General features: G+C 50.1%; 22 protein-coding genes. 13 read left to right on the plus strand and 9 right to left on the minus strand.

The annotated features are described in order from the left end of the window. The first annotated feature begins 7 nt into the window (after positions 1-7). The 12 genes from ACQYWX_RS19760 (at position 8) to ACQYWX_RS19815 (ending at position 9,557) form a co-directional block, all read left to right on the plus strand. Positions 8-490, plus strand: a complete 483-nt coding sequence (locus ACQYWX_RS19760; protein WP_127971818.1) for a DUF6484 domain-containing protein — start codon at positions 8-10, stop codon at positions 488-490. 68 nt (positions 491-558) lie between these two features. Then, complete coding sequence (locus ACQYWX_RS19765) at positions 559-1,020, plus strand: DUF4150 domain-containing protein (RefSeq protein ID WP_216739476.1); 462 nt, start codon at positions 559-561, stop codon at positions 1,018-1,020. 27 nt (positions 1,021-1,047) lie between these two features. Beyond that, a complete protein-coding gene (locus tag ACQYWX_RS19770; protein ID WP_431686067.1) occupies positions 1,048-2,106 on the plus strand; it encodes a DUF2169 family type VI secretion system accessory protein in 1,059 nt (352 codons plus the stop codon). Positions 2,107-2,110: 4 nt separating this feature from the next. After that, positions 2,111-3,478 carry a HEAT repeat domain-containing protein gene (locus tag ACQYWX_RS19775; RefSeq protein ID WP_431686068.1) on the plus strand — a complete coding sequence of 456 codons (1,368 nt, stop codon included), beginning with the start codon at positions 2,111-2,113 and terminating at the stop codon, positions 3,476-3,478. Between the two features lie 12 nt (positions 3,479-3,490). Continuing rightward, positions 3,491-4,606 carry a hypothetical protein gene (locus tag ACQYWX_RS19780; RefSeq protein WP_431686069.1) on the plus strand — a complete coding sequence of 372 codons (1,116 nt, stop codon included), beginning with the start codon at positions 3,491-3,493 and terminating at the stop codon, positions 4,604-4,606. Next, a complete protein-coding gene (locus ACQYWX_RS19785; protein WP_279502965.1) occupies positions 4,603-5,445 on the plus strand; it encodes an AHH domain-containing protein in 843 nt (280 codons plus the stop codon). The genes ACQYWX_RS19780 and ACQYWX_RS19785 overlap by 4 nt, the downstream gene beginning before the upstream one ends. Before the next feature lie 54 nt (positions 5,446-5,499). Further along, complete coding sequence (locus tag ACQYWX_RS19790; RefSeq protein WP_431686070.1) at positions 5,500-6,081, plus strand: imm11 family protein; 582 nt, start codon at positions 5,500-5,502, stop codon at positions 6,079-6,081. 7 nt (positions 6,082-6,088) lie between these two features. After that, on the plus strand, positions 6,089-6,670 hold the full coding sequence (locus ACQYWX_RS19795; protein WP_431686071.1) for an imm11 family protein: 582 nt from the start codon (positions 6,089-6,091) through the stop codon (positions 6,668-6,670). 6 nt (positions 6,671-6,676) lie between these two features. After that, a complete protein-coding gene (locus ACQYWX_RS19800) occupies positions 6,677-7,258 on the plus strand; it encodes an imm11 family protein (protein WP_431686072.1) in 582 nt (193 codons plus the stop codon). 6 nt (positions 7,259-7,264) lie between these two features. Beyond that, on the plus strand, positions 7,265-7,846 hold the full coding sequence (locus ACQYWX_RS19805) for an imm11 family protein (protein ID WP_431686073.1): 582 nt from the start codon (positions 7,265-7,267) through the stop codon (positions 7,844-7,846). Positions 7,847-7,856: 10 nt separating this feature from the next. Then, positions 7,857-8,438, plus strand: coding sequence for an imm11 family protein (locus ACQYWX_RS19810; RefSeq protein ID WP_431686074.1), 582 nt, complete (start codon positions 7,857-7,859; stop codon positions 8,436-8,438). A 342-nt stretch (positions 8,439-8,780) separates the two neighbouring features. Next, entirely contained in the window at positions 8,781-9,557 is a 777-nt protein-coding gene (locus ACQYWX_RS19815; protein ID WP_431686075.1) for a hypothetical protein, read from the plus strand. A gap of 134 nt (positions 9,558-9,691) precedes the next feature. On the opposite strand, the gene ACQYWX_RS19820 is transcribed toward ACQYWX_RS19815, so the two are convergent. After that, on the minus strand, positions 9,692-10,519 hold the full coding sequence (locus ACQYWX_RS19820) for a proprotein convertase P-domain-containing protein (protein ID WP_431686076.1): 828 nt from the start codon (positions 10,517-10,519) through the stop codon (positions 9,692-9,694). 670 nt (positions 10,520-11,189) lie between these two features. On the opposite strand from ACQYWX_RS19820, the gene ACQYWX_RS19825 reads away from it, so the two are divergent. Further along, positions 11,190-11,678 carry an Hcp family type VI secretion system effector gene (locus tag ACQYWX_RS19825; RefSeq protein ID WP_216740261.1) on the plus strand — a complete coding sequence of 163 codons (489 nt, stop codon included), beginning with the start codon at positions 11,190-11,192 and terminating at the stop codon, positions 11,676-11,678. Between the two features lie 303 nt (positions 11,679-11,981). On the opposite strand, the gene ACQYWX_RS19830 is transcribed toward ACQYWX_RS19825, so the two are convergent. From ACQYWX_RS19830 to tagH, 8 genes are all read right to left on the minus strand, one after another. Then, positions 11,982-12,260 carry a hypothetical protein gene (locus ACQYWX_RS19830; RefSeq protein ID WP_431686077.1) on the minus strand — a complete coding sequence of 93 codons (279 nt, stop codon included), beginning with the start codon at positions 12,258-12,260 and terminating at the stop codon, positions 11,982-11,984. After that, positions 12,229-12,954: a PP2C family protein-serine/threonine phosphatase gene (locus ACQYWX_RS19835; RefSeq protein WP_216740263.1), complete on the minus strand. Its 726-nt coding sequence runs from the start codon at positions 12,952-12,954 to the stop codon at positions 12,229-12,231. The genes ACQYWX_RS19830 and ACQYWX_RS19835 overlap by 32 nt, the downstream gene beginning before the upstream one ends. A gap of 70 nt (positions 12,955-13,024) precedes the next feature. After that, positions 13,025-13,717, minus strand: a complete 693-nt coding sequence (gene tagF / locus ACQYWX_RS19840; protein ID WP_431686078.1) for a type VI secretion system-associated protein TagF — start codon at positions 13,715-13,717, stop codon at positions 13,025-13,027. 84 nt (positions 13,718-13,801) lie between these two features. Then, positions 13,802-17,260: a type VI secretion system membrane subunit TssM gene (tssM, locus tag ACQYWX_RS19845; RefSeq protein ID WP_279502993.1), complete on the minus strand. Its 3,459-nt coding sequence runs from the start codon at positions 17,258-17,260 to the stop codon at positions 13,802-13,804. An 85-nt stretch (positions 17,261-17,345) separates the two neighbouring features. Further along, complete coding sequence (gene icmH / locus ACQYWX_RS19850) at positions 17,346-18,227, minus strand: type IVB secretion system protein IcmH/DotU (protein WP_431686079.1); 882 nt, start codon at positions 18,225-18,227, stop codon at positions 17,346-17,348. Positions 18,228-18,332: 105 nt separating this feature from the next. Further along, positions 18,333-19,670 carry a type VI secretion system baseplate subunit TssK gene (tssK, locus tag ACQYWX_RS19855; RefSeq protein ID WP_431686080.1) on the minus strand — a complete coding sequence of 446 codons (1,338 nt, stop codon included), beginning with the start codon at positions 19,668-19,670 and terminating at the stop codon, positions 18,333-18,335. 14 nt (positions 19,671-19,684) lie between these two features. Next, entirely contained in the window at positions 19,685-20,131 is a 447-nt protein-coding gene (gene tssJ, locus ACQYWX_RS19860) for a type VI secretion system lipoprotein TssJ (protein WP_241566823.1), read from the minus strand. 259 nt (positions 20,132-20,390) lie between these two features. Then, positions 20,391-22,277 carry a type VI secretion system-associated FHA domain protein TagH gene (gene tagH, locus ACQYWX_RS19865; protein WP_431686081.1) on the minus strand — a complete coding sequence of 629 codons (1,887 nt, stop codon included), beginning with the start codon at positions 22,275-22,277 and terminating at the stop codon, positions 20,391-20,393. Between the last annotated feature and the right edge of the window lie 29 nt (positions 22,278-22,306).

The following is a 22,306-nucleotide window of genomic DNA, read 5'->3' on the forward strand; positions in this document are numbered from 1 at the left end:
CGCGACCATGGGTGCAGTCAACGAGTTATTTGAATCCGTAGCGGAAACCGCCGCCACGCCAATTATTGGAAAACTGGTGGAAGTCGACGCTAAAGGTCGCGCATGGATTGACTTTCCCGGCAACAGCGAAGGCGCGCTTCTCGCCAAAACCACCATCACACTCCCCCCCAGCCAGGCCGTTCCAGGTCAACAACTGCTGATGTTATTTGAAGGCGGACGTAAAAAATCTCCGATCATTATCGGCGTCATTGGCGAAGCGCTGGTTCCCAATGAAAGTCAGACGGTCGTGCTGCCTGTTGGAAAGACAGATGGCGCCGTTATAGATGGTAAAAAGGTACGTTTCGACGCGCGTGATGAAATTCAATTAGTGTGCGGCAAAAGCAGCATCCTGTTGCGAGCTGACGGCAAGGTCGTCATCAAAGGCAAAGATATTCTGAACCGCGCCATGTCATCCAACAAAATCAAAGGCGCCAACGTCGCGATCAACTAAGAACGGTTGCGTCGAAGACGACGCTGGGCGAATATACACGAGATTTCAAGAGATTAAGGAATATAGCAATGGGCGTTACAGTCGGCGTAAATCATATGTCCGTAGTGCACAAGGACAGCGGTGGAGTGACCATCTGTTTCCCGGACGTCTGTAAAACACCCACGCCGGGCGGCCCTGTTCCGATCCCCTATCCCAACATCGCCATGTCCAGCAACTCGGCCAAGGGCGCTAAAAAAGTTAAATGCGACGGTAATCCCGTCTGTCTGAAAGACTCGAATTTCTCAACCAGTACAGGTGACGAAGGCGGTACGGCGGGAGGCGGCGTCGCTTCAGGCACCATCAAGAATAAGGCGGAGTTTTCCATGTACTCCTTCGACACCAAATTCGAAGGAAAAAACGTGCCGCGCGCCTTTGACATCATGCTGCACAACAAGATGAATACGCCGCCTTTCCCTGTGCTGCAAAAACCCATCATAGCGATGCCGATCACCGAAAAACCAAAGTGCATCATTTGCAAAAAAGAACTTTAATCTTCGGTCAGTGAATAACGATCAACAATGCCGCACCCGGAAATAACCAATAAAACCCCTTTTGTTGTTGAGCCCCTTTACCTGAATGATGAAGAGTTCGTCCCCGTCCTGACGCTGGTTGTGAAGGCGACTTATGACATCGTCGGCAACCAGCAGCTACGACTGGCGGACGAACAGGCGCCGCTATGTTTAGCTGGCGAATACTGGGGCGAACCTGGCGAGTCCAGCCTGAAATACGAGCCTGAATGCGTCTACTTTAAACCTGCCGCCGATATTGTTCTGATCGGCCACGCCTACCCTGAGCGGAAAAACGACGCCAGCGTCAAAGTTGGCATCCGCGTAGGCCCGGCAAGAAAAATTGTGCAAGTGTTCGGAGACCGGCAATGGACAATGGGACCGTCTCACCCCATCGCCACCGCTCCTGCGCCCTTCGAGAAAATACCGCTGATCTACGAGCGCGCATTTGGCGGCAAAGATCCCCGTGGCGACGATGGCGAAAAAATCAGCCAGGAATCTCGCAATCCCATGGGAGTGGGGTATCGCGATCCACTGGAAGATTTCGAAGAAGGGGTTCCTCTGCCGAACCTGGAGAATCCGGACGATTTGATCCGTGCTTACAATGATGCGCCAGCGCCCGTTGGTTTCGGCTTTATCGAAGGCCATTGGGAACCGCGCATCAAGTACGCGGGCACCTACGATGAAACCTGGGAGAAGACGCGCAGGCCCTTACTCCCTTTTGACTTCAGCAAGAAGTTTTACAACGCCGCATCGCCCGGACTGGTGTTGGACGGCTATCTGGCAGGCAACGAAGAAGTCACCATAGTCAACGCTTCCCCTCGTGGCCGCCTGCAGTTTTTCCTGCCCAACCTGCCTGCACCGGAATGTCACGTGCAGCTTCAAGGCGGAGCTGGCGTTCTTAGGGACAAAGGCGAACTGGATACGCTCATCGTCAACACCGACGAACATAAGGTGTTCCTGGTTTGGCGCTGCGTCATACCGCTTAACGGCGGCTTTAACAGCGTAGCGGAAATAAACGCCCAGATCCCCGGCGTCGAAGTCATGAAACATGTGAAACTGGAGTCTTAGATACATGGGAGCAGGACCTCTTAACTTCGCTCCTGTAGACGAGTTTTGTCGTCAGCTATATTTGGAGCACCTGGAAGAAGCGTCTTTTCTATACAACAGCTATCTCGCATGGAGAAATGACCCGGAAATAACCTGGAGAGATCTTCAAGATCTGGAAGACCGGTTGGATGCGCATATTTTCGCGCTCACATCAGGCGGCGATGCGGCCAAGCAAACCTGTCTGAAGCATTTGTCAAAAGCCGACTCAGGCGAGATCTACGCCATCGCCAGATTTTTCTGTCAGGCTCATGACGGGCAATGCATATCTCTGTTATGGGAAACCTTGCTGAAAGGCATCGACGATGAGCTCGAGGAAGAGTCTGAAGAATATGACAAGATAACCGCCGCCGCACGCGCATTACGCCAGGATTATCCTCAAGAGTGGCGCATCAAGCTGGCGGCGATTTTGGAAACCACTCACCATAAGTTGTTTCCGATTATCGCGTCCGCTGTAGCGATCACCCGCAAAATGTCGGACAAAGGCGCTAAAAACCTTCTTGAGAACATGCCTTCTCCCTTTCTTCCAAGCGCGCTTGAAAATGTAGCGGAGAACCATACGACAAGCCACGCCAAACTGCTTTATCCGCTGCTGGAACATGAGTCCGCCGCAGTACGGCAGTTGGCGGCGGTGGGAATGTTGCGGCTTGGCGAAACCCATGTCCTCCCTCAGTTGCTCAATCAGCCTCTGACATTCGCCATCCCTATTGCTCTGGCCGGCATTAGACAGCAAATGCAAATCGTTCTGCAGGCTATCAATAAGGAAGAAATGAATATCGACCTGATTGCCGCGCTGGGCATCAGCGGCGATCTCAGAGCTGTGAACTTTTTATTGCCCGCCCTGGCTGACGATGAATTGGCCTATCATGCCGCACACGCATTGAATCTACTGGTCGGCGCCAATCTTTATGAAGAAGCCTTCCATGAAGAACGCTTTTTTGAAGAAGATCTGTTTGATCATGAGATTGCGGACTTTAAGAACGGTAAATCTCCCCAGCATCCAGGCGGACGCCCCTATGGCGAGAACATAGAGCAGCTCTCCCGGGACCCGGCGAAATGGCGCCAATGGATGCTGGATAATGAGAGCCGATTTGATCCGGCTTTACGCTACCGTTATGGGGAACCCGCCTGCCCACAAACTATCGGCAGAAGTTTGGCCAGCCCTCGTACGCCCGACTTCCTGCGCCGCTGGATTCAGTATGAACTGTGCATCCGGTTCGGACTCGGCGCGCCGTTCTCGGTAGAGAACCCCGTCAAACAACAATATAGACAGTTATCCGGCATCGCCCAGTGGGTGCAAGAGCACGGATCAGCCCATACTCCAGGACAGTGGTAAGAGAGCCTTCCTATGAGCACCCCACAGGACTTTAATACTGAGCTTCCTATCGCCGTCAGCGAAGTCGGCGCGATCACTTCCGTAGGAAGAGGCATGCAAGACAGCTACGCCTCGATCCTCGCCGGCATGTCCAGAAGCACTGAAGTGAGCGGGTTTAAAGTGTTCGATGGCGATGAGCACGACATGGTTCCGTTAATCGGACATCCGGTCGCCGCAGTCACCGAGGGCTTTTCCGCCCTTGCCCGCTGGCGCCTGTTGGCGGACCACGCTCTGGGCAATCTTATCCAGCGAGGTAAAACTCCCGGAGCCAAACTGACTCAGACGCCCACCGGCTGCGCAATCGTCTTGCCGACCCTGGAAGGCGACCGCTTCTACTATGACCGCAGAATACGCCCTCCTTACAGCTCTGAAAGCCTGCTCAGCGGCTTGCTGATAAAGCACGGACTCAACATCCCGCTGGAGCAGCGGGGATATTTTTGCAGTGGCCATGCCGGGATCGGTGAGGCAATTCTCGCTTTAAAAAGTAAAATGGAAGCTGGCGCGATTCACCGAGGCATTATCATAGCGGTCGACTCGATGTTGGATGGTTTTTCCCTGTTGTGGCTGAACGAAGCCGGGCGTCTGAAAACGCCTGACTCCGCCCACGGCCTGGCGCCGGGAGAGGCGGCAGTAGCTCTAATTCTGGAGCGGGCCGACGCCCTGCAGCAACGCGGGGGCAAGCCAATGGCCTGGTTGAAAGCCACTGCCTGCAGCGAAGACGATTATGGATTCTGGCAAATTGGCCGCACCCAGGGGCGCGGATTGATCAATGCGTTGAATCAAGCCATGCAGAACTTCGGGCCAGACTTCCAGACAGAACTCTATACCGATATTAATGGAGAGCACTGGCGCAGTACTGAGTTAGGCATGGCGATTCCCGGCTCGTCAATTGGACCAAGCCTGGCGGGCGGATTCAAAGCGGTGGCGGAGTCAGTGGGCGAAACAGGCGCCGCCAGCGGCGCGCTGAATATCGCCATCGCCGCCCAGGCATTAGCCTTGGGACAATCCCAGGCGCCTTACGCGACGATCCTGTCCAGCTCGGATTACGGCGACACCTGTGCGTGCATATTACAAAAGGCGATGTTATGAGCAAAAAGCAAAAGTCAGAAGGACCACATGAGTGTTACACCGACGGCTATGGCCCGCACAAAACGGTGCAAGGCATGGAGGGCGGTTCTTGCCTGGCTCGCCATGAACAGTCTTACAAGAAAAACAACAGCTGCTCTTATCGCTGGCAGGGCGTAGAAAAAGCCAAAACGAAACCCGGCTGCGACGCCTACAATGCACACCCAAACGAAAAGTATCACATTACAGGCAGAGGTACCGGCCCCGTCGCCACCTCCAACCTCTCTAACTACACCAAAGACGGCAGCGGCCACGACGGCGCAGCGGGCAAAAGCTTCACCAGCAAAAAAGGTGATGCACTGACTTTAGTGGAAGTGAATAACTTCACCACCGGCTTCGCCCCTTACGGCAATCAGGTGCATCACATAGTTAATATTAGTTCGGTAAGAAACGGTATTGAAGAAATAGCGAAAGATCTACCCGACCTTAGAGTATTAATCGTTAATGGTTTGCTGGATGAAAAGTACAATATTAACTATAAAGACAACAGCCTGATATTGCCGACACAAAGAAGCGCTTCGGCCAAAACCGGCCTTCCCTCTCACTACGGGAGCCACCCTTCTTATAGCAAGGACATATTGCAGCATGTGAAGCAGGCTTTGCAGCCCTACAAAAAAATCGCAAATGAAATGAAAAAGAACAAGCCTCACAGCAAACCCGACCCAGTAGAGCTGAAGAAGAAATTAGAAGACGCATCCAAGAAACTTTATAAAGAAATTATGGGAGATGCGGCGGCTAATCGGGCAAAAGCTAAAGCAACAAAGATTAACGATGTATCGCCAAAAAGCTTGCTGGCCCGTTAAAGCTATAGACCTTCTTCCAATCTACTTTAATACTCTCAATTCCAAGGAAAGCATATGAAATACTTTCTGTTCGATTTCTTAGGCGATAAAAAAGAAGAAAAATACTGCTTTACTTCCAAAACTCCTGATGGCGGCATTGACTCGTACGACCTAATCGCAGGGTTTCGCTTGTCGGATGAATACCCTGATGGCATAGAGGAAGTAACACTGAGCCTGGAAGACCAATTTCCAGGCGTTGAGTTGGCTTCCTTCATCGGCAATACAGATAAAATGCTCGCTTTCAGCAAAAAAGCCGCCACGCTCATCACTTCGATGAGCGAGTCTGAAATAGAGGTAGTTCCCTTTATCCTCTATAACCAGAAAGGCAAAGTACATAGCACGGATTATGTCTTCCTTAACCCAGTTGGGGATAGAGATTGCATCAATTGGAAAGAATCTATCTGCACTCGTGACTCCGAGGGGGATATCTCCACCTACGACAAAGTTGTCTTTTCAAAAGCAAAACTAAATGAAGCGCCTCACATATTCAGAGTAAAAAATCATACTGGCTACTGTTTGTTCAGCGAGGAGCTGGTCAAAGCCTTGCTGGACGCTGGCCATACAAACTTAGTTTTTAGCGAAATTGAAATCTCTTAGCCATGCAATGAAATACTTTATATTCAATCCATTAGGCGATAAAAGTAACGAAAGCTACTGCTTTACTTCCAAAACACCGGACGGTGGAGTTGACTCCTATGATTTAATCGCCGGTTTCAGACTATCTGATGAATATCCAGAAGGTATCAAAAATGTTTATTGGCGTCTTGGAGATAACTTTTTAGGATTGGAGCTTGCATCTTATATCGGAAACACGCATAGAATTCTCGCGTTCAATAAAAGCGCAGCAAACCTGATAACCTCAACTACTCAATCTGAGATCGAAATCATCCCATTTACCTTATTGGACTATAAAGGAAAGGTACATAGCAAAGACTATGTTTTCATCAACCCAGTAGGTTCCATTGATTGTATTAACTGGAAAGAGACAGTTTGTAACCGTAGAAATAATGGTGACGTAGCCAACTATGAAAAACTAGTCCTTAACAAAGAAAAATCCGATGACCTCCCCCATATATTCCGTATTAAATATTTGACCGCAGAGTATATATTCAGCGAAACTCTAGTTAATACACTACTAAATTCTGGACATTCAAACTTGGTTTTCAGAGAAATTGAGTTCGCCTAATTCCAAATGAAATATTTTCTCTTCAACACCCTTGGCGACACCAGTAACGATGACTACTGTTTTACCTCTGATACGCCGGAAGGAGGGATTGACTCATGGGACTTAATCGCAGGTTATCGAATAGCTAACGAATACCCTGGCGGCATTGAAGAGGTTACCCTTAAGCTTGAAGATCAGTTTCCTGGGCTTGTCTTGGCCTCTTATATAGGAAACCCAAATCAAATGCTAGCCTTCAGCAAAAAGGCGGCAGACCTAATTATATCAATAGCACAGTCTGAAATAGAGGTTATTCCGTTCACACTCTTAACGCCCAAAGGAAAGGTTTATAGTAACGACTACGTTTTTATTAACCCTGTGGGCGCGATTGACTGCATAAACTGGAAAGAAACTGATTGCTCCCGAAGAAAGAACGGCGATGTTTCCAGCTTTGATAAATTAGTTCTAGATAAGAAAAAAATAGACAACCCCCCTCACCTTTTTCGGCTCAAGTATTTAACTAACGCATATATATTTAGCGAAGTTTTGACCAAGTCACTACTGGATAAAAATCATACAAATTTAATTTTCAGTGAGATTGAGATGGCCTAGTTAAAAGTGAAACATTTTCTTTTCAAATGCTTAGGGGAGAAGAGCAATGATGACTATTGCTTCACTACGGATACCCCTGAAGGTGGAGTCGACTCTTACGACCTTATAGCAGGATTTCGTTTATCTGACGAGTACCCGGATGGTATAGAAGATGTTGTTCTAAGACTGGAAGATAAGTTTCCTGGCTTAGAGCTTGCCTCTTTCATTGGCAACGCCAACAGACTGCTTGCGTTTAGCGTATCAGCCGCTCAAATAATTACTTTCATCAACCAGGCAGAAACTGAAACCATCCCCTTCACGCTACTCAATAGCAAAGGCAAAGTACACAGTAAAGATTATGTATTTATTAATCCTGTAGGAAGCTGGGACTGTATAAATTGGAAGAAGTCAGTCTGTGAGCGAAATGCAAAGGGAGATATAAAGTCTTATGAGAAGCTCGTATTTTCCAGGGAAAAACTAGTAGGGGCGCCACACCTTTTTCGAGTCAAACATAAAACCAGCTTATATTTGTTTAGCGAAGCCCTGATTAAAGCATTACTGGACGCTGGCCATACAAACTTAGTTTTTGAAGATATCGAAGCAGTCTGACAGGCTTGATATGAAATATTTCCTCTTCAACACTCTCGGCGACACCAGCAACGATGACTACTGTTTCACCTCTGACACACCAGAAGGAGGCGTTGATTCCTGGGACTTAATCGCGGGATATCGCATAGCTGACGAATATCCAAATGGAATTGAAAAAACCGTACTGAGACTGGAAGAAGAATATCCAGGCCTTGTCCTGGCTTCCTATATTGGAAACGCTGATCGTATGCTTGCTTTTCGCAACGATGCTGCGAAGGTCATTATAGATACCAATCAGAATGAGACAGAAATCATCCCCTTTACTCTACTTGACCACAAAGGCAAAGTTAGAAGTGAGGATTATGTCTTCATCAATCCTGTTGGCGCTGTGGATTGCCTTAACTGGAAGAAATCCATTTGCACCAGAGATAATGAAGGCAACATTGAAACTTACGAAAAGTTAGTTTTTGCAAAAGAAAAGCTAGAGCATGCTCCTCACCTGTTTCGCATTAGGTTCGATAGTAGCCTCTATCTATTTAGTGAAGCGTTAGTAAATTCTTTGCTAAGTAAGGGCCATACAAACCTAGTATTCAAGGACATTGAAGTCGCCTAAATGACGAAATACTTTATATTTAATTCTCTAGGTGACGCTAATAACGATAGATACTGTTTCACTTCAGAATTTCCTGTAGGTGGGATTGACTGCATTAACTGGAAGGAAACAGTTTGTGATCGCAGAAAAAATGGCGATATTTCCAGCTATGAAAGGCTTGTCCTTGATAAAAACAAAATGTGCAATCCCCCTCATCTGTTCCGCATCCAGTACCTGGCGGGTGAGTGCATATTCAGCGAAGTGCTTGTTAATACACTACTAAATACCGGACATAGAAATTTGGTTTTTAGCGAAATTGAAATCCATTAAGATAGAGCAAGCCAAAATTACGGAACCTTTATTATGAGCTCACCCTACCTCGAAGATTATAAGGAAAACGCAGAGTACGAACTGGAAATAGCCCTTCCTATCGCAATAAAAGAAACTCTGACCAACATGCAGGCGCAATCGGTATGCATGTACTTTCGGCAACGAGGCGCATGCGAATTACTGCTGACCGGTGAGCCAGACGCCTTGTATGTCAACCTGATGCAAAGCGCCGCACTACATCAGCACTACCTTCACTTTGCGCCGGAGAACGACAAAGTCACCAGCCGGGCGATGCCTTTCTATGACGCCATCGGCGGAGGTTATTGGGAGTGCGCGGAAGATATCGCAAAACATAGTCGCCTGACGTGGAATCAAAAACATGAGCTGGAAGAGGACTTTCTTTTTGTCCTGTTCATCATCAAACACTTTTTCCTTGGCGCAGACGAAGATGAGTGCAGGAGCATTATTGAACGTCATGACGAAGCAGCGGAAGGCGCAGACTCAGAATACAGAGATGTTTGCGAAGCTTTTCTCGACGAAGACAGCGATGCGTTGCATGACGCCATCTGCGCCCTATTGGATGTGCGGGCGGCGAGACTGGATAAAATGGCCGAAAATGAGTCGCTTCCTGATGAGATATTGGCCTGGTCCCGTTATTTTTCCATTGAAGCATTCGCCTTGCTGCGTTTAGCGGAGAAAAAAGGGATAAAGACGGCAATAAACTACTCTCAAATCCCAGAGGTCGCCAGAAAGTCTCCTGGGTTTAAGTTTGAGCCCGACTCCTGGAAGTCACTGCATTTTGCGCCTTAAACATTAGATTGTTTTTAAGCGGAATGCATGAGGGCTTAACAGCCCTCTTAATACATATCCTTCCGGTAAACCCAATCATCAGAGCCCCTTCGCCTTTTAAATCAGAGCCAAGATAGCGCATCGATCTGGATGATCTACTCGACCGTGACACTCCAGCTATCCAGAATCACGGGCGCTTTATAGGTTTTCCCATACCCCATGATGGTCAATGTCCAGTCTCCCTGAAGCTCTGCCAGATCCATCGGACCGATAATATATTGTTTGCTGACGGAGCCCTCCCCCGTCCCCACTTTGCCGGTATAGCGACCCAACTGAGTTCCAGAAGGACCCGTCAACACAGCATTCACATACTTTATATCAAGGAAGTTCAAGGTGACGGCGACGCTTTGCGCATTATTCTCAAAAGGCACATTTAACTTGAACTGCTTCCAGGCGCTGCCCTCTGCTCCACGATCAATACGACTGGCCTTATCAAAGGTATAAATAGAAGGGCTATCACTTTGGTCGTCGCCGTCGTCATTTCCGGTCGTCTGCTTGCCATCGTCGATGGTAATGCTCCATTTATCCAGAGTGACTGGCGCGTCCAGGCTTTTACCATACGCCAGGATGCGCAACGTCCAGTTTCCACTGACCTCGGGGATTGACGTATGGTCAATCACGTACTGCTTACTCAAGGACCCCTCTCCCGCGCCAACGACGCCAGCGAAGCGCCCCACCATCATCCCACTAGGATCTGTCAGCACGGCGTTAATGGATTTAGCGTCAGTTAAATTCAGGTTCACGCTGATGCTCTCTATGCTATCCACATAAGAGACAGGCAATACGATCTCTTTCCAGGTCGCAGAACCCGCATTGCGATCAATGCGAGTTGGAGCGTCGTATTGAAAAGTGTCAGCAAGCGCCAGAGGAGCCAAACTCAGAGCCGCTAGAGCCGGCAGCAATAATCTTCCCAGTAACGCCATAGGATTCTCCCAATTATAGATAGGTAGCCCCACGACAAGCGACGCTTGCTAAGAGCCTGTTTACACTGGAAAAAGAATACTAAAGGCGCACAACAACAGCACTCCTGCAAACACCCTATCAGCGCTGGTCATAGGTACTACGCAAAATGGAGAAATTCGCTTCGTTGAGAGTGGCGGAGTAAAAGTCTACCGAATCCACGCCAAATTTTGTTAACCAGATCACGTTAGCTCAAAAAAAGAAGGCGAAATAGGAAACCGAGTCGCGGTGCTTTCACAGAAGAATTCTTATTAATTAGTGTCAGAGTGACTTAATAAAAATGGTGTCAGAGTTAATCTTCCCTGCCTCGTTTATATATGTATCCAAAGCGAATACATCAGTATTTTATTAGTGCCAGAGTGAAGCAGAAATAAAGTTTAATTATCGCCCAGAGTCGCTTTAATTTCTGGTTTTAAATAGTGTCGGAGTCGTTTTAATTTATTGAAAAATATGGATTTTTAGCCTTGAAGATCAAAGTATATCCGCTCATACTGCATCCACGCTTTAGGTAACCCGATGCAGTAAAAGCGATAGAAATTTTCTGAAAAAAATTTTGAAGGGTTTCCAAAATCTTCGACGCTTTAACTCTCGAAGATGAATTAAAACAGACAACTCAACTAGAGGAATTTCAACATGGCTATTTACATGAACTACGACGGTCTGAAAGTTAAAGGCAACGTAACTGCTGAAGGCTACAAAGACTGGATTCGTCTGGACAGCTTCCAATTCGGCGTTGGTCGTCACATCACTATGGAAGCCGGCCACATGTCCAACCGCGAAGCTACTCGTCCTAGCATCAGCGAAATTTCAGTTTCCAAACTGATGGACACCGCTTCTTCCGGTCTGTTCAAAGAGTCTTTGACTGGTACTGCTGGCGTTAAAGTTCTGGTTGATATCGTTCGCACTCAAGCTGACAAAATCGAGAAGTACGTTTCCTACGAAATGGAAGACGTAATGGTAAGCAGCTACAGCATTTCCGCTGGCGCTGAATCCGCTCCAGCTGAGTCTATCTCCCTGAGCTTCTCCAAAGTAACTATGTCTTACACTGCTGCTGACAAGAAGCACGCTGGCAAGACTCCAGAGCGCGTTGGTTACGACCTGGAAGCTGGCAAAAAGATCTAATTTGGATCTGGAGTCGCTCCTTCACGAGCGACTCGCCAAGCAAACAAAAAAGGCGAGTGGAATTTCCCCCTCGCCTTTTTTGTTATCGTTGAAATATATGATTAGCCAGCCCGCGTCAGGCCATCATAAAGCGGCCCCAATTCGAATCAAATCTAGGAAACCTCTGAAAAACGTTGGCGAGACCGCCAGTGCAAGGAAAAAGTCGGCGAAAAAGCGCAGTTTATCGTGAATAAATGAGCATTTTGAGCCGACTTTTGACGCCGCAATGTCAATGCAGGTAGTTTTTCAGAGGTTCCCTAAATGTTAACGCAGAATAAGATAAAAACCTGCGACGCCAGCCGCCACACAGCAAGACGCCACCAGCGTCAATAGAATATTCCTGAAACGGGATTTGGTAATGGCTGAAACTTTATTGACGTGCGCCCTCTCTTCTAAAAGCTGTTCCAAAACCACACGTCTCTGGCGACGCACTTCTCCCCGACCGATCTGCCCTTTTAGCTGCTGATGATTGATGCTCATCAGGTCAGGATGCAGTTTACTCCCGCACTCTTCAGTGCGCTTGGAGGGCGATAAAGGTGACATTATCTTTCGCATCCCCGTTTAAGGTTTCTGTAAGCAGCGTGTCGGCCGCCTCGCTCAGACTTCTAATTTGCATAGCTTTCGCCAGGCCAGCTTCTCCGACCTCGTTGTACAGGCCATCCGTACAAATTAAAAATCGATCAGAAGGTTCAACCAGTATGGCGTTAACGTCCACGCATAATTGCTCATGCACGCCAACGGCGCGGGTAAGCATGTTGCGAAAGCTGCTTTGCTCAGCCTGCGCGGGCGTCATATCACCCTTATCAACCAGCTCCTGCACCTTGCTATGATCATGCGTAATACGATGCAGCTTATGATTTCGCATGAGATATACGCGAGAATCGCCCGCCCAGACCGCAACCGCCACACCATACCTGACAAACAGGCAAGCTACCGTTGAACCAACTTTACTGCCGTTCAGTTCTTGCTGCGCATAAGCCAGCAAATCATCGTTTGTTTTGATCAATGCGTCTTCAATTTGCTCGACCACATCCACCAGATACGCTCGCAGGGGCAGATGATCAAGCTGCTCAACGATCTTCTGGCTGGCGACCTCGCCGGCATGATGCCCGCCCATGCCATCAGCCACCGCCCACAGACCACCCGCATCCCGGGCTAGCGCAGCATCTTCATTGTGTTTTCTAACATTGCCCACGTGCGTGCGCAGCTCAGACTTCCAGTTAAGGTGGTTCGCCATGAAAATTACATCTGTTCACAGGTCGCCGGACGCAGGTAGCGCCCGATGAAAAATGTCCGATTTTCCATTCCTATCTATCGTTCCATCCCCACTGCTGCCATTTTCCATCGAGGAAAGCTGTAAATCCTTGAAATTTAGGCAACCTTTCTGCCGTGACAAACCTTGGCGACACCCAGGTGGACCCCTGAGTCCACCAAAAGCTATGCGGCTCTTCCTGCTTCATAAGCATGACGTCCAACGCCCCGATAGCCACAGGAAAAGTGGATTCATCCTCTTCAGGAATCTCCAGACTGAGACTTTGAATGGAGCCGCCCGCCAGTGGCTTCTCAAGCGGCGGCGTCATCGCTGCAAGCTCTGACCGAAACTCGCCGAAATCAATAATCTGCTCAAGCAGGCGCCCAATGAGAGTTTCCAATGTTTCGTACCACTCGCCATTGCTCAACAAAGTATCGACATAACTGATACGAGAGCTCAGCGGATGCAGTACAGTGAATGGAAAATATCGACCTACGCTGTCAACGCTGGGACACCACAACCCAATCCATGCCTGTTCATCAAGGACTTTGGGCATAATCATGAAGCGCCACCAGGGCGCCACAAGATAGTAATCCAACCAACGTTGCCCCAAAGACTGCTGACTTGCGTACAGACTGTTCTGCAACCATTTATCCCACGCCGAACCAAACCCGCCAGGCAGGTTCAGCTGGATAAAGTCCCCCGAAGACGGCAATTTGCCAAAATAGCCAATAGACGAGTTATTCACTTGCTCCCCATTCGCTTATCAAGCCCTACCATCCCAACCCTGTTAGAACAGCCATTTAGTTCTGTTTTCACTACCTTTAACTCTCTATAAACCGCTCGGGCAGTCGTATCGCTTTATCCATCCAGGCGTGAATGGATTAACCGTGCTACTGGCGAAAAGCTCCATTTCTCCATTGCGGTGATCCACACTGATCACTACGTTATAAAGACGGGAAGTGCTCCCTTTATTCACCTTGTGAGCATCCAATAACCGGAACAGCCCCCAATCCCCTTCGTACGCATCCGTGTGAAGCGTCTCATTCAAGTCTTCAAACACCACTCTGGCGCCGCTCTTATCGGCTGGCCAATCCATGCTCATTTTCAACTGTGGACCGTGGGTATAACGCAAACGCTGACTGCCGACCTCAAAATCGAAACGGCGAACGGTGTTATCCAGTTTATGCGGTTTTACCTGGAAGCGTACGTGCGGATCTTCACCTTTATCGCCAAAGAAGACGCGACGGATAGAGTCGGCCACCTGCATCTGCTGCAGGGCCTGGCTACTGATGCCGATACCACGACCATCCACGCCTTTCGCGCGCCAGGATGAAGTGATGAATGGCGCGATGTTCGCCTTGACGAAACTGTCTTCAATGCCGCCTGGCTTGAAGAACGCAGCAAAGTCGCTCAGGGATGCGTCACTGGATGACCGGGAAGAGAATGGGTAGTTCTTCGCCAACGTCTTCTGGTAGACAGAGTACACTTCTCTATTCCAAGCCGCGCTCAAGTGTGAGCCACCTGCACCCAACAGTACTTTCCAGCTCTGGTCGCCCATGGACTCCAGCCAGCCTTTCAAATAACCTGGCGCTCTTGACGCGGTCACACGTAGCGCTTTGACTGGATCTTCTCCGCCACTGAAACGAGCCAGTGCGAACTTGAATGCGGCCTCAGATGAGTTCGGCGCAAGAGAGGTCTCTTCCAACTTGTCGAATATGCCGCGCAGTTTTTCCCAATAGCGGTCAATTTCTTTATCTTCCATCAACCTATGCAGTGACTTGAAAGCATCATCCACTGGCGTAGGTTCACGTTGCTGCGCTACCAGATTCGCCGCTGCATCCAAAGCCTGTCCAGTACGACCACTAACATTTGCGTCTGGCAGCGGAGGCGTCAACAGCGTTTCTTTGCTGGCGCGGTTCAACAGAGTCAGAATTGGAGACTGTGTACGGTCCAGGTTATTGGCCAGCTTGTTACGCGCCACATCCATAGAGCCAAAATCAACTACTTTGGGCGAGTTCAGCGCGCGGTTCCAGACATCGATATAATCGGTGAAATAGAGGTGCTTGATCTTCTCTACAATGTTCTCCACATCTTTTTCAGAGAAGTCTTCTTCCACTTGCGCCCCGAGAATCCACTGCTCGCTTGAGTAGCGCTTAACCAGGTTAGAGTCAGGTGAAAGATCCAGCTTGCCATACCCCGCTTTAGTGTACAGACGTGGAATCTTCAGGTCCGAGCTGACTTGCGAATCCACGACAAAAGTGCCAGCGAAGTCCACGCCCAAGTCATCACGCAAGTTCAGGAAGCCAGCGAATTCAGGCTGACGTTTGATTTGCTGGTAGATCCGTCTTTCGATCGGAATGGTTCTCAGCTTTTCACGACTACGCTCAACAACCGTATCTTTCAGCGTCAAATCGGTGAAATTGTCGTCCAACACCTGGTTCAGGTGCGTTTTCAAAGCGCTTTGCTCAGACGCCTTACCAGGAAGCTTTTCTTCCCAATAACGCGCAAACCAGGCCTTTATCTCGTTGTCGTCACGGACGCGGCTGTTACCCATCATCAGGTAAACACGCAAAGCCTCATAAATGGCGTCGTTGTTATCTTCCGTAACCAGCACGCCTTCCAACCTCTGGCGCAACAGCGGAGTTAAAAAGTGGCGCAATGAAGCATCGAAAGTTTTTTCGGTTTCCGCAACAACGCCTGCGTCGTAGAGACCCAAATTACTCAACCAAGGATGATCCACTTCAGAGTAAAGCTGCTGAGCGTCTTCCAGTGGCTTCAAGATATCCAGTACTTGCTCAAACTCATTGGGTTCAGGAGTAGCCGACGCCAACTGATTGTGTTTGTTCAACAGTTCCTGAATATCCGCCATCATGTTCTGCGTGCTCACCACACTTGAAGTCCAAGCGGCGAGAGCCCCGCCAAAGGCGAGCAGCAGCGTGAAGAAGGCGACGCGACGCGTCCACTTTATACGGCCTTCATAGCGGGTGTTTAGCGTGGCGATTTCTGCTTCGGGGAAGATAACTTCTTTCAGCAGTTTATTCAGGAAGAAGCTTTTACCCGCGCCTGGAGCATTGGCGGCGACGTTATAGTTGATGCCGTAGTTAGAAGACAGGTTCGCAAGAATCCGGTCAATCGGGCGCCCTTCCTGAGTGCCGCTGGTAAAATACACGCCGCGGAGCAAGGATTGTTTTTCGAAGCGGCTGGTTTTGAAAACAGACTTGATAAAGCTGTCCAGCACTGAGCGCATGTTCTCCACTTGCCCAGGGAAAGCGAGAATCTTAGAGCGGCGGCGGGTGTCTCGCTCCTGATGCGCCCGCCAAATCACCCTCTCATTTAATCGCTTGACCAGTGCTTCGAATTCAGGAGCAAAATACTCCGCTGTTTGAGATGCGTTTTGATCTTCCGTATTGGGGAAGGTCATGCCCCAAACTTTTTCACGCTCAGTGGCGCCAAGGTTTTCAAAAAACTCATTAAAGCCGGAGATAAGGTCCGCTTTCGTGAAGAGGAAATAAATAGGGAAACGGACCTGGAAGTTCTCAGCCAGCTCTTGAATTCGATTGCGAATACGCTCCGCATGCTGCAAGCGTTCGGCTTCGCTGGAACTCAGCAGGTCTTGAACGCTCACCGCCAGAAGGACGCCGTTGATCGGCCTGCGCATGCGATGCTTTTTCAACAGCGCAAGAAAGTTACGCCAGCCTGTACGGTCCTGCGCAGCGTCGCTGTCTTGGGTGGTGTAACGACCGGCGGTATCAATTAATACGGCTTCATCCGTAAACCACCAATCGCAGTTACGGGTACCGCCAACGCCACCGATTTGCTGCAGTCCCAGCTTTTCCTTCAGCGGAAAATGCAGGCCGGAATTGATCAGCGCAGTCGTTTTACCTGCGCCCGGCGGCCCAATGATGATATACCAGGGCAACTGATAGACTGAACGCCGCCCCGCCTTGGTGTCGAACTTTGCGGTGCGCAGGAGACTCATCGCCTCACGGAAGCGCTCGCCAACAACTCTCGCTTCTTCATCAGATGCGGAGGGTTTGGCTTCCTCTTGAATCGCCTCCACCATGGAGTTGTTTTGCTTGCGCTGCCCCAGCATTTTTATCAAGAAGATAATGGTGGCGACAAACCAGACGCAGAGTATGACGACCAGTCTGACCGCCCCTGAAGCAGGCTCCGCCTTTTCTCCGAAGCGGACATAATCGGCCCCGAACCATATCACCAGAGAAAGCGCTATAAGTCCCACTACCGTCAAAAACCGTGGGTCAATCATCCATTTAAAAAAGCGGGACATAAGTCTCCTCATGCAACCGAAAAAGAGAGTTCAAACTACAGGACCGGATATCCGATTCGGGGAGCGGTCCGATCAATTCATCAACTTAAGACTGATACTTTTGCGTCAGTTCCTGGAGCTGCTGCGCCTGCGCGTCGGTCACCGTACCCAGCCAATAACGGAAGCCGCTATAACTCAGTAACAGCGCCGCCGCCATAATGGACGCAACAACCCACAGCGGCACGTATTCCGAAATACGCTTTTTCGCAGGAGTAGAGCCCCGCCAGCGAGGAGACAGGTCTCCGTCAAACTCGCCGCGCTGCATTTGAATGGTGCGCACCAAGTTATCGCGAATGGTCTCCAGATAGTCCCTGCCACGGGGGTCCAGCTTATATTTCCCTTCAAAGCCCAGGCTCAAGCACACGTATATCAACTCAATGAGGTCGATATACTTGGCTGGGGTCGCCAGAATCTTGTCCAAGATCAGGAATACTTTCTCACCACCCACGTTCTCGCGATGGAACGTACTGAGAAGAGTCGCTCGCGACCAGCCGACTTCCGCTCCCCAAGGCGTATTCATAATCGCCTCGTCCAGCGCGGAGCACAAAACATAGCGAGCCGATAGCACTACGTCAGAGGCGACTCCCTTTGACTGCGCTTCGGACTCAAATCGGCGAATCTGCTGAATAACCTGCTGGCGCAATTGATTGGGGTTTTGCACCTGAACGGTCTGACGCAACTCTCCCAGTAACGCGATCAGCTCCGAAGCGCTGGCGGTAAGAGGGTTTAACCCCTGCTTTACATCCAGGCCCTGCCCGCTTTCCATAGCGCCGGTAGGAGGCGCTGGCGCCTGATGGGGCGCAAAAGCAGTCGGCGGAGGCTGCGTTGACAGCCCGCCAGAAGAGCGCCCTCCGGGTGTGGGTACAATGACTGTACGATCACCGCCGCCGGCGCCACCGAAAAATGTTTTATCAGAATCGTTGCTCATGACTTCTAATCTCGCTCAAAGCCGTCCATTCGCTTCATATTAAAACGCCGCGTCTCGCAATGAAACGCGGCGAGGGCTAAACGCCTCTCTCGAAGCAAAAAACGATTAATCCCTGATTGCCCAAAACTCCATTTCCAAACCTGGGAAATCCGCACCGATATGTACGGCAAAGCCGCTGGATTGCGCCAGGGCTCGCCAGTAATCGCTATTGCGGTCCAACTGGAAGTAGGTGAAACCGGTATGGAATGGAATCTGTCTCGGCGCCACTGGCAAGGCTTGCAGCCCGATGCCAGGCAACGCCGCATTAATCAAATCGCGAATACTTTCGACCGGCGCAATCTTCACCTGGCTTGGGAAGCGACTGCGAATCTGGTCCGACTTCATCTGCGCTTTGACCGCCAGTATGTATGTCGCCTTCTCCACCAAAGACCGGTCCGTAATCGGAGATACATAAATACCATAGCGACGCTCAACCAGATCCAGGGACACGGCGGAGGTTTCACTCACCGTATTCATGTACTGATTCAGAATCTGCATCAACTGCGGGATGGATTTTTCCAACTCGTCATGATGATACGCCGGCATGGTCGCGGGAGGTCTGCGTTGCACACTGGTGAACGTAGACAGTTCACCGGCTATTTGCATTAATTCGCCGAAAACGTCTACAGGATGTAAAGGACGAATTTGCGCCAAGTGCAACAACCATGGCTCAACTCGGTTGATCATCTGCAGCATCAGGAAATCCGCGATCTCGGAAGTGCCCTGTCTGCCGCTGTCTCTCAAGCGTCCAGCCAAAGCTTCCGCACGTAAATTCAAGCTGCCCGCCACTTCCTGCAACAGATTGGCAAGGCGCGGATGCGCTCGGACATCCAGCATGGGAGGGATAAACTGGGAGTCGAGAACGATTTCTCCATCGTCCCGTTTATCCTGTATGCGTGCGATAGGCAGCACAGCGTAACCACTGCGATCCTCTCTCTCCAACAGGATACGAAAACGCAGTTGCCCAATCTGAATTTTGGTGCTGTCGCTATGCTCGGATGTGGAATCGAAGGTCTCCAGCTCACGGGCGTTAAACCGCACCAGCGTCTGATTGTCTTCTTCCAGATGCGTGTCAGGCGAACCTGGCCGTTTAACAGGAATACCCAGATAAACGGTTTGATTCTGTAGCCCTTTCTCGGGGTCCAGAATATCAAGCTCAGAATCTATGTCTGGAACGTTGAACGGCGTTCCATCGGGGAAAATACCTCGGCAGCGATTAATGGAGAACTTTCCAAGTTTCAGCACTTGGGTGTCTATCTCCAGATCATAAAATCCCCAGAAAAAAGCCTTTAGAGGCTTGCAGCGGGCTTCCAACAACGACTCATGGTAACGATCCTGTTGTTGGAAGTGCTGAGGACGAAGGAACATGCCCTCCGTCCATACGACGCGGTTTTCAAATGACATCGAATAGCCCCGGATTAATCCTTGATGCGCATGCCAAGGCGGTCAACGAACAGATCCAGTTTGTTGCCGGTGTTCTGATCGATCTGGAAGACCACTTTGGTGGAAGCGTCGTCGTAACGGATATATTCCGCCATGACGCCGATATAGTGAGTGCGCTTATCGAAGGTGAAGGTCTCTTCTCTCAACTCGCCTGGGGTCAACTCTTTCAATTTATAAGTCTTCACCAGATCGCGGCCCAATACTTCTTTTGCGCTCTGGAACAAGGCGATGAATTCTTCCTGATCGAACTGACGATCATTTTCCAGCTCGAATATATTCAGAATGACGGGAGAAGCTCGACCGTCTTCGTTCGGATTGACGTCGTTGGCGCCGTGAATCCTCAAAGTGACGGTGGTTTCCCGTCCGGTCCATTTGCCTACAGTCGTACACCCGGCCACCGTCAAGGCCAAGAGCAACAACATAGCCCAATTTCTGAAAGAAGCCTGGCATCTCATGAACAAAAGTCCTCCATATTTATAGATTCGCGCCATCTAAACTATGCAATCAGCCTGAGCGCACTATCAGATACGCTCAAGCAAATCTTATAAATTATAATGCTTTACAGGACAATTTCTGTCGTCCCGCAACTGCTTCCCTTGAGTATGAGAAAAAATGCAGCCAAACGCCGCACTCTTATCAAGGGGGTTTCTAGGTACAGTAATCAATTTTAAAGTGCAAGCGTCATTTCTGACGGTTTGCCTTCAACTCATTGAAACTGCGCTCATAACTTTCCGCAAAGGTCTCGCCGAATAGACGCTTGAATGTCTTTTCCGCGTCTTCGTTCATCTCTTCGAAGAAGTCCTTGTACCCTTCCCAGTTTTTACCTGCGCCGCCAAACAACGACTTGCCACGCTGTTTTTCAAAACGACGCTCCAGCTTTTCGGGGTTAAACTGACTCATAAGATAGTCGTAAGCCGCACGAATGCCATTAAAGAGCGCTAACTGGTGGTCAGAAATATCGGCGAAGGCTTCTTTTGTCGCCTCCATGGGCGACATGTAAGCGCGCCCGGACTTGGTAAACAAGTTGTCGAGTGCGTCTTCCGCCGACACCGAGAATTTCAGCGGGTTGTTCTCAGCCGCCTGAATCATGGTGAGATTCATACGGAACTCGTTTTTGATAGTTTGACGGGCTCTCAGCGCCTTCATCAGACCATCAACCGTTTCCCGAACCATATCAGCGATAACAGGCGTCAGATTAGCTTGCTGTTCTGCGGTTAAGCGCGCCAGCCCCAGGGCCTGCGCCAATCCAGCGGCCTGCTCTGGAGAAACCTGAATCGGCGGCGTGGAAACGGCTGGACGCTCGGGCTCCCGAGGCGTCTCCATAGAAGGTTGTTTTACAGAAGGAGTCTCTCGTTTGACCGGGCGCTGCTCGACCTGCCGTCTGGGCGGCACGACTTTACCCGGCGCTTGCGCGCCCGTGTTTGCAATCGGCAAATCGGGCTCGGGTTTCGGTTCGACCGGCTTTTCAATGGGCTTAGGTTCAGCAGCCGGCGCCACATCATTTAATATGTCTGTGAGCGAACCGCCATCACCAGAAGGTTCCTTGACGGAAGGCTCAACAGGTGGAGGCTGTTGCCCCCATAAAGAGGACTCGGATGGAGAGGTGGACTCCAAAGGATCGGACTTGCTCATCCCCGCCCCGGTCAAATCCTGTATTGGCTCAATCTCTTTAGGAAGCTGGTGCGGCTGATCCGTTCCCGCCAATTGTTCAGAGGGAGTGTTCACGATATCCAACAACGAATCCGGGTTGGACTTTGGCGGCGGTTCGCGGCGCGGCTTCGGTTTGGATTCAACGGGCGGCGGAGCCTTGGGTGTAGACGGAGTTTCCGGCTTGCGCGGCTGAATGAGGGACTTATCCCAGTCCTCAGGAATTACATTGGGGATTTCCATGCGGCCACTCTCAGCAGAGCCGCCGCCAAGCCCAAAAGAATCCCCCAGCAGATTGTCCGCGGGAGGCTCGTCTCCCGACACGCCCAACCCCAGACCTTCATCATATAAAGAAGACTTTTGCGATCCGCCGATCGCGACCAGAGGATCTACAGAAGAGTCCCCGCCTGTTAATCCGGTGTCGCCGCCAATAAGTTCGCCCTTAAGCCTACCCATCGAAGGCTTGGGTTCCGGCTCCGACCCTACGCCGGTCAGCCACTTGTCCAAATCGTCCAAGCCTGGGGAGGCAGCAGCGCCTGCGCCGCCTGGAATATCGTCAATATCAGATGTGATAGACGTTGATTCGCCGTCATCCTGCGGCTTATCCCCTTCCACCAATAATACGAACGGTCCGAGCAAAATCTGGTCGCCCTGGCTGATAGGGGTTGGCTGCCCTTTTACCAAAGCCTGGCTCAGGTTGTTAAGAAAGGTGCCGTTGGTGCTTTGATCAACAATTTCAAAGCCTGATCCGTTAAATTGAATCTTCGCGTGAACGGATGATACGTAACGGTTGGGGTCCGGCAACACCCAGGTATTCGAATTCGCGCGACCTATCGTCGCCCCTTCTTCTTCAACAGTTACGACTTTGCCCGCCATCTCGCTCTCAGGCGGACATTGAACGACTCTAAGCTTTACCTGCATGGTGATTTTCAAGTCCGAAGGAAATATCC

The organism is Hahella sp. NBU794 (assembly GCF_050749805.1).
Taxonomy (GTDB): Bacteria; Pseudomonadota; Gammaproteobacteria; order Pseudomonadales; family Oleiphilaceae; genus Hahella.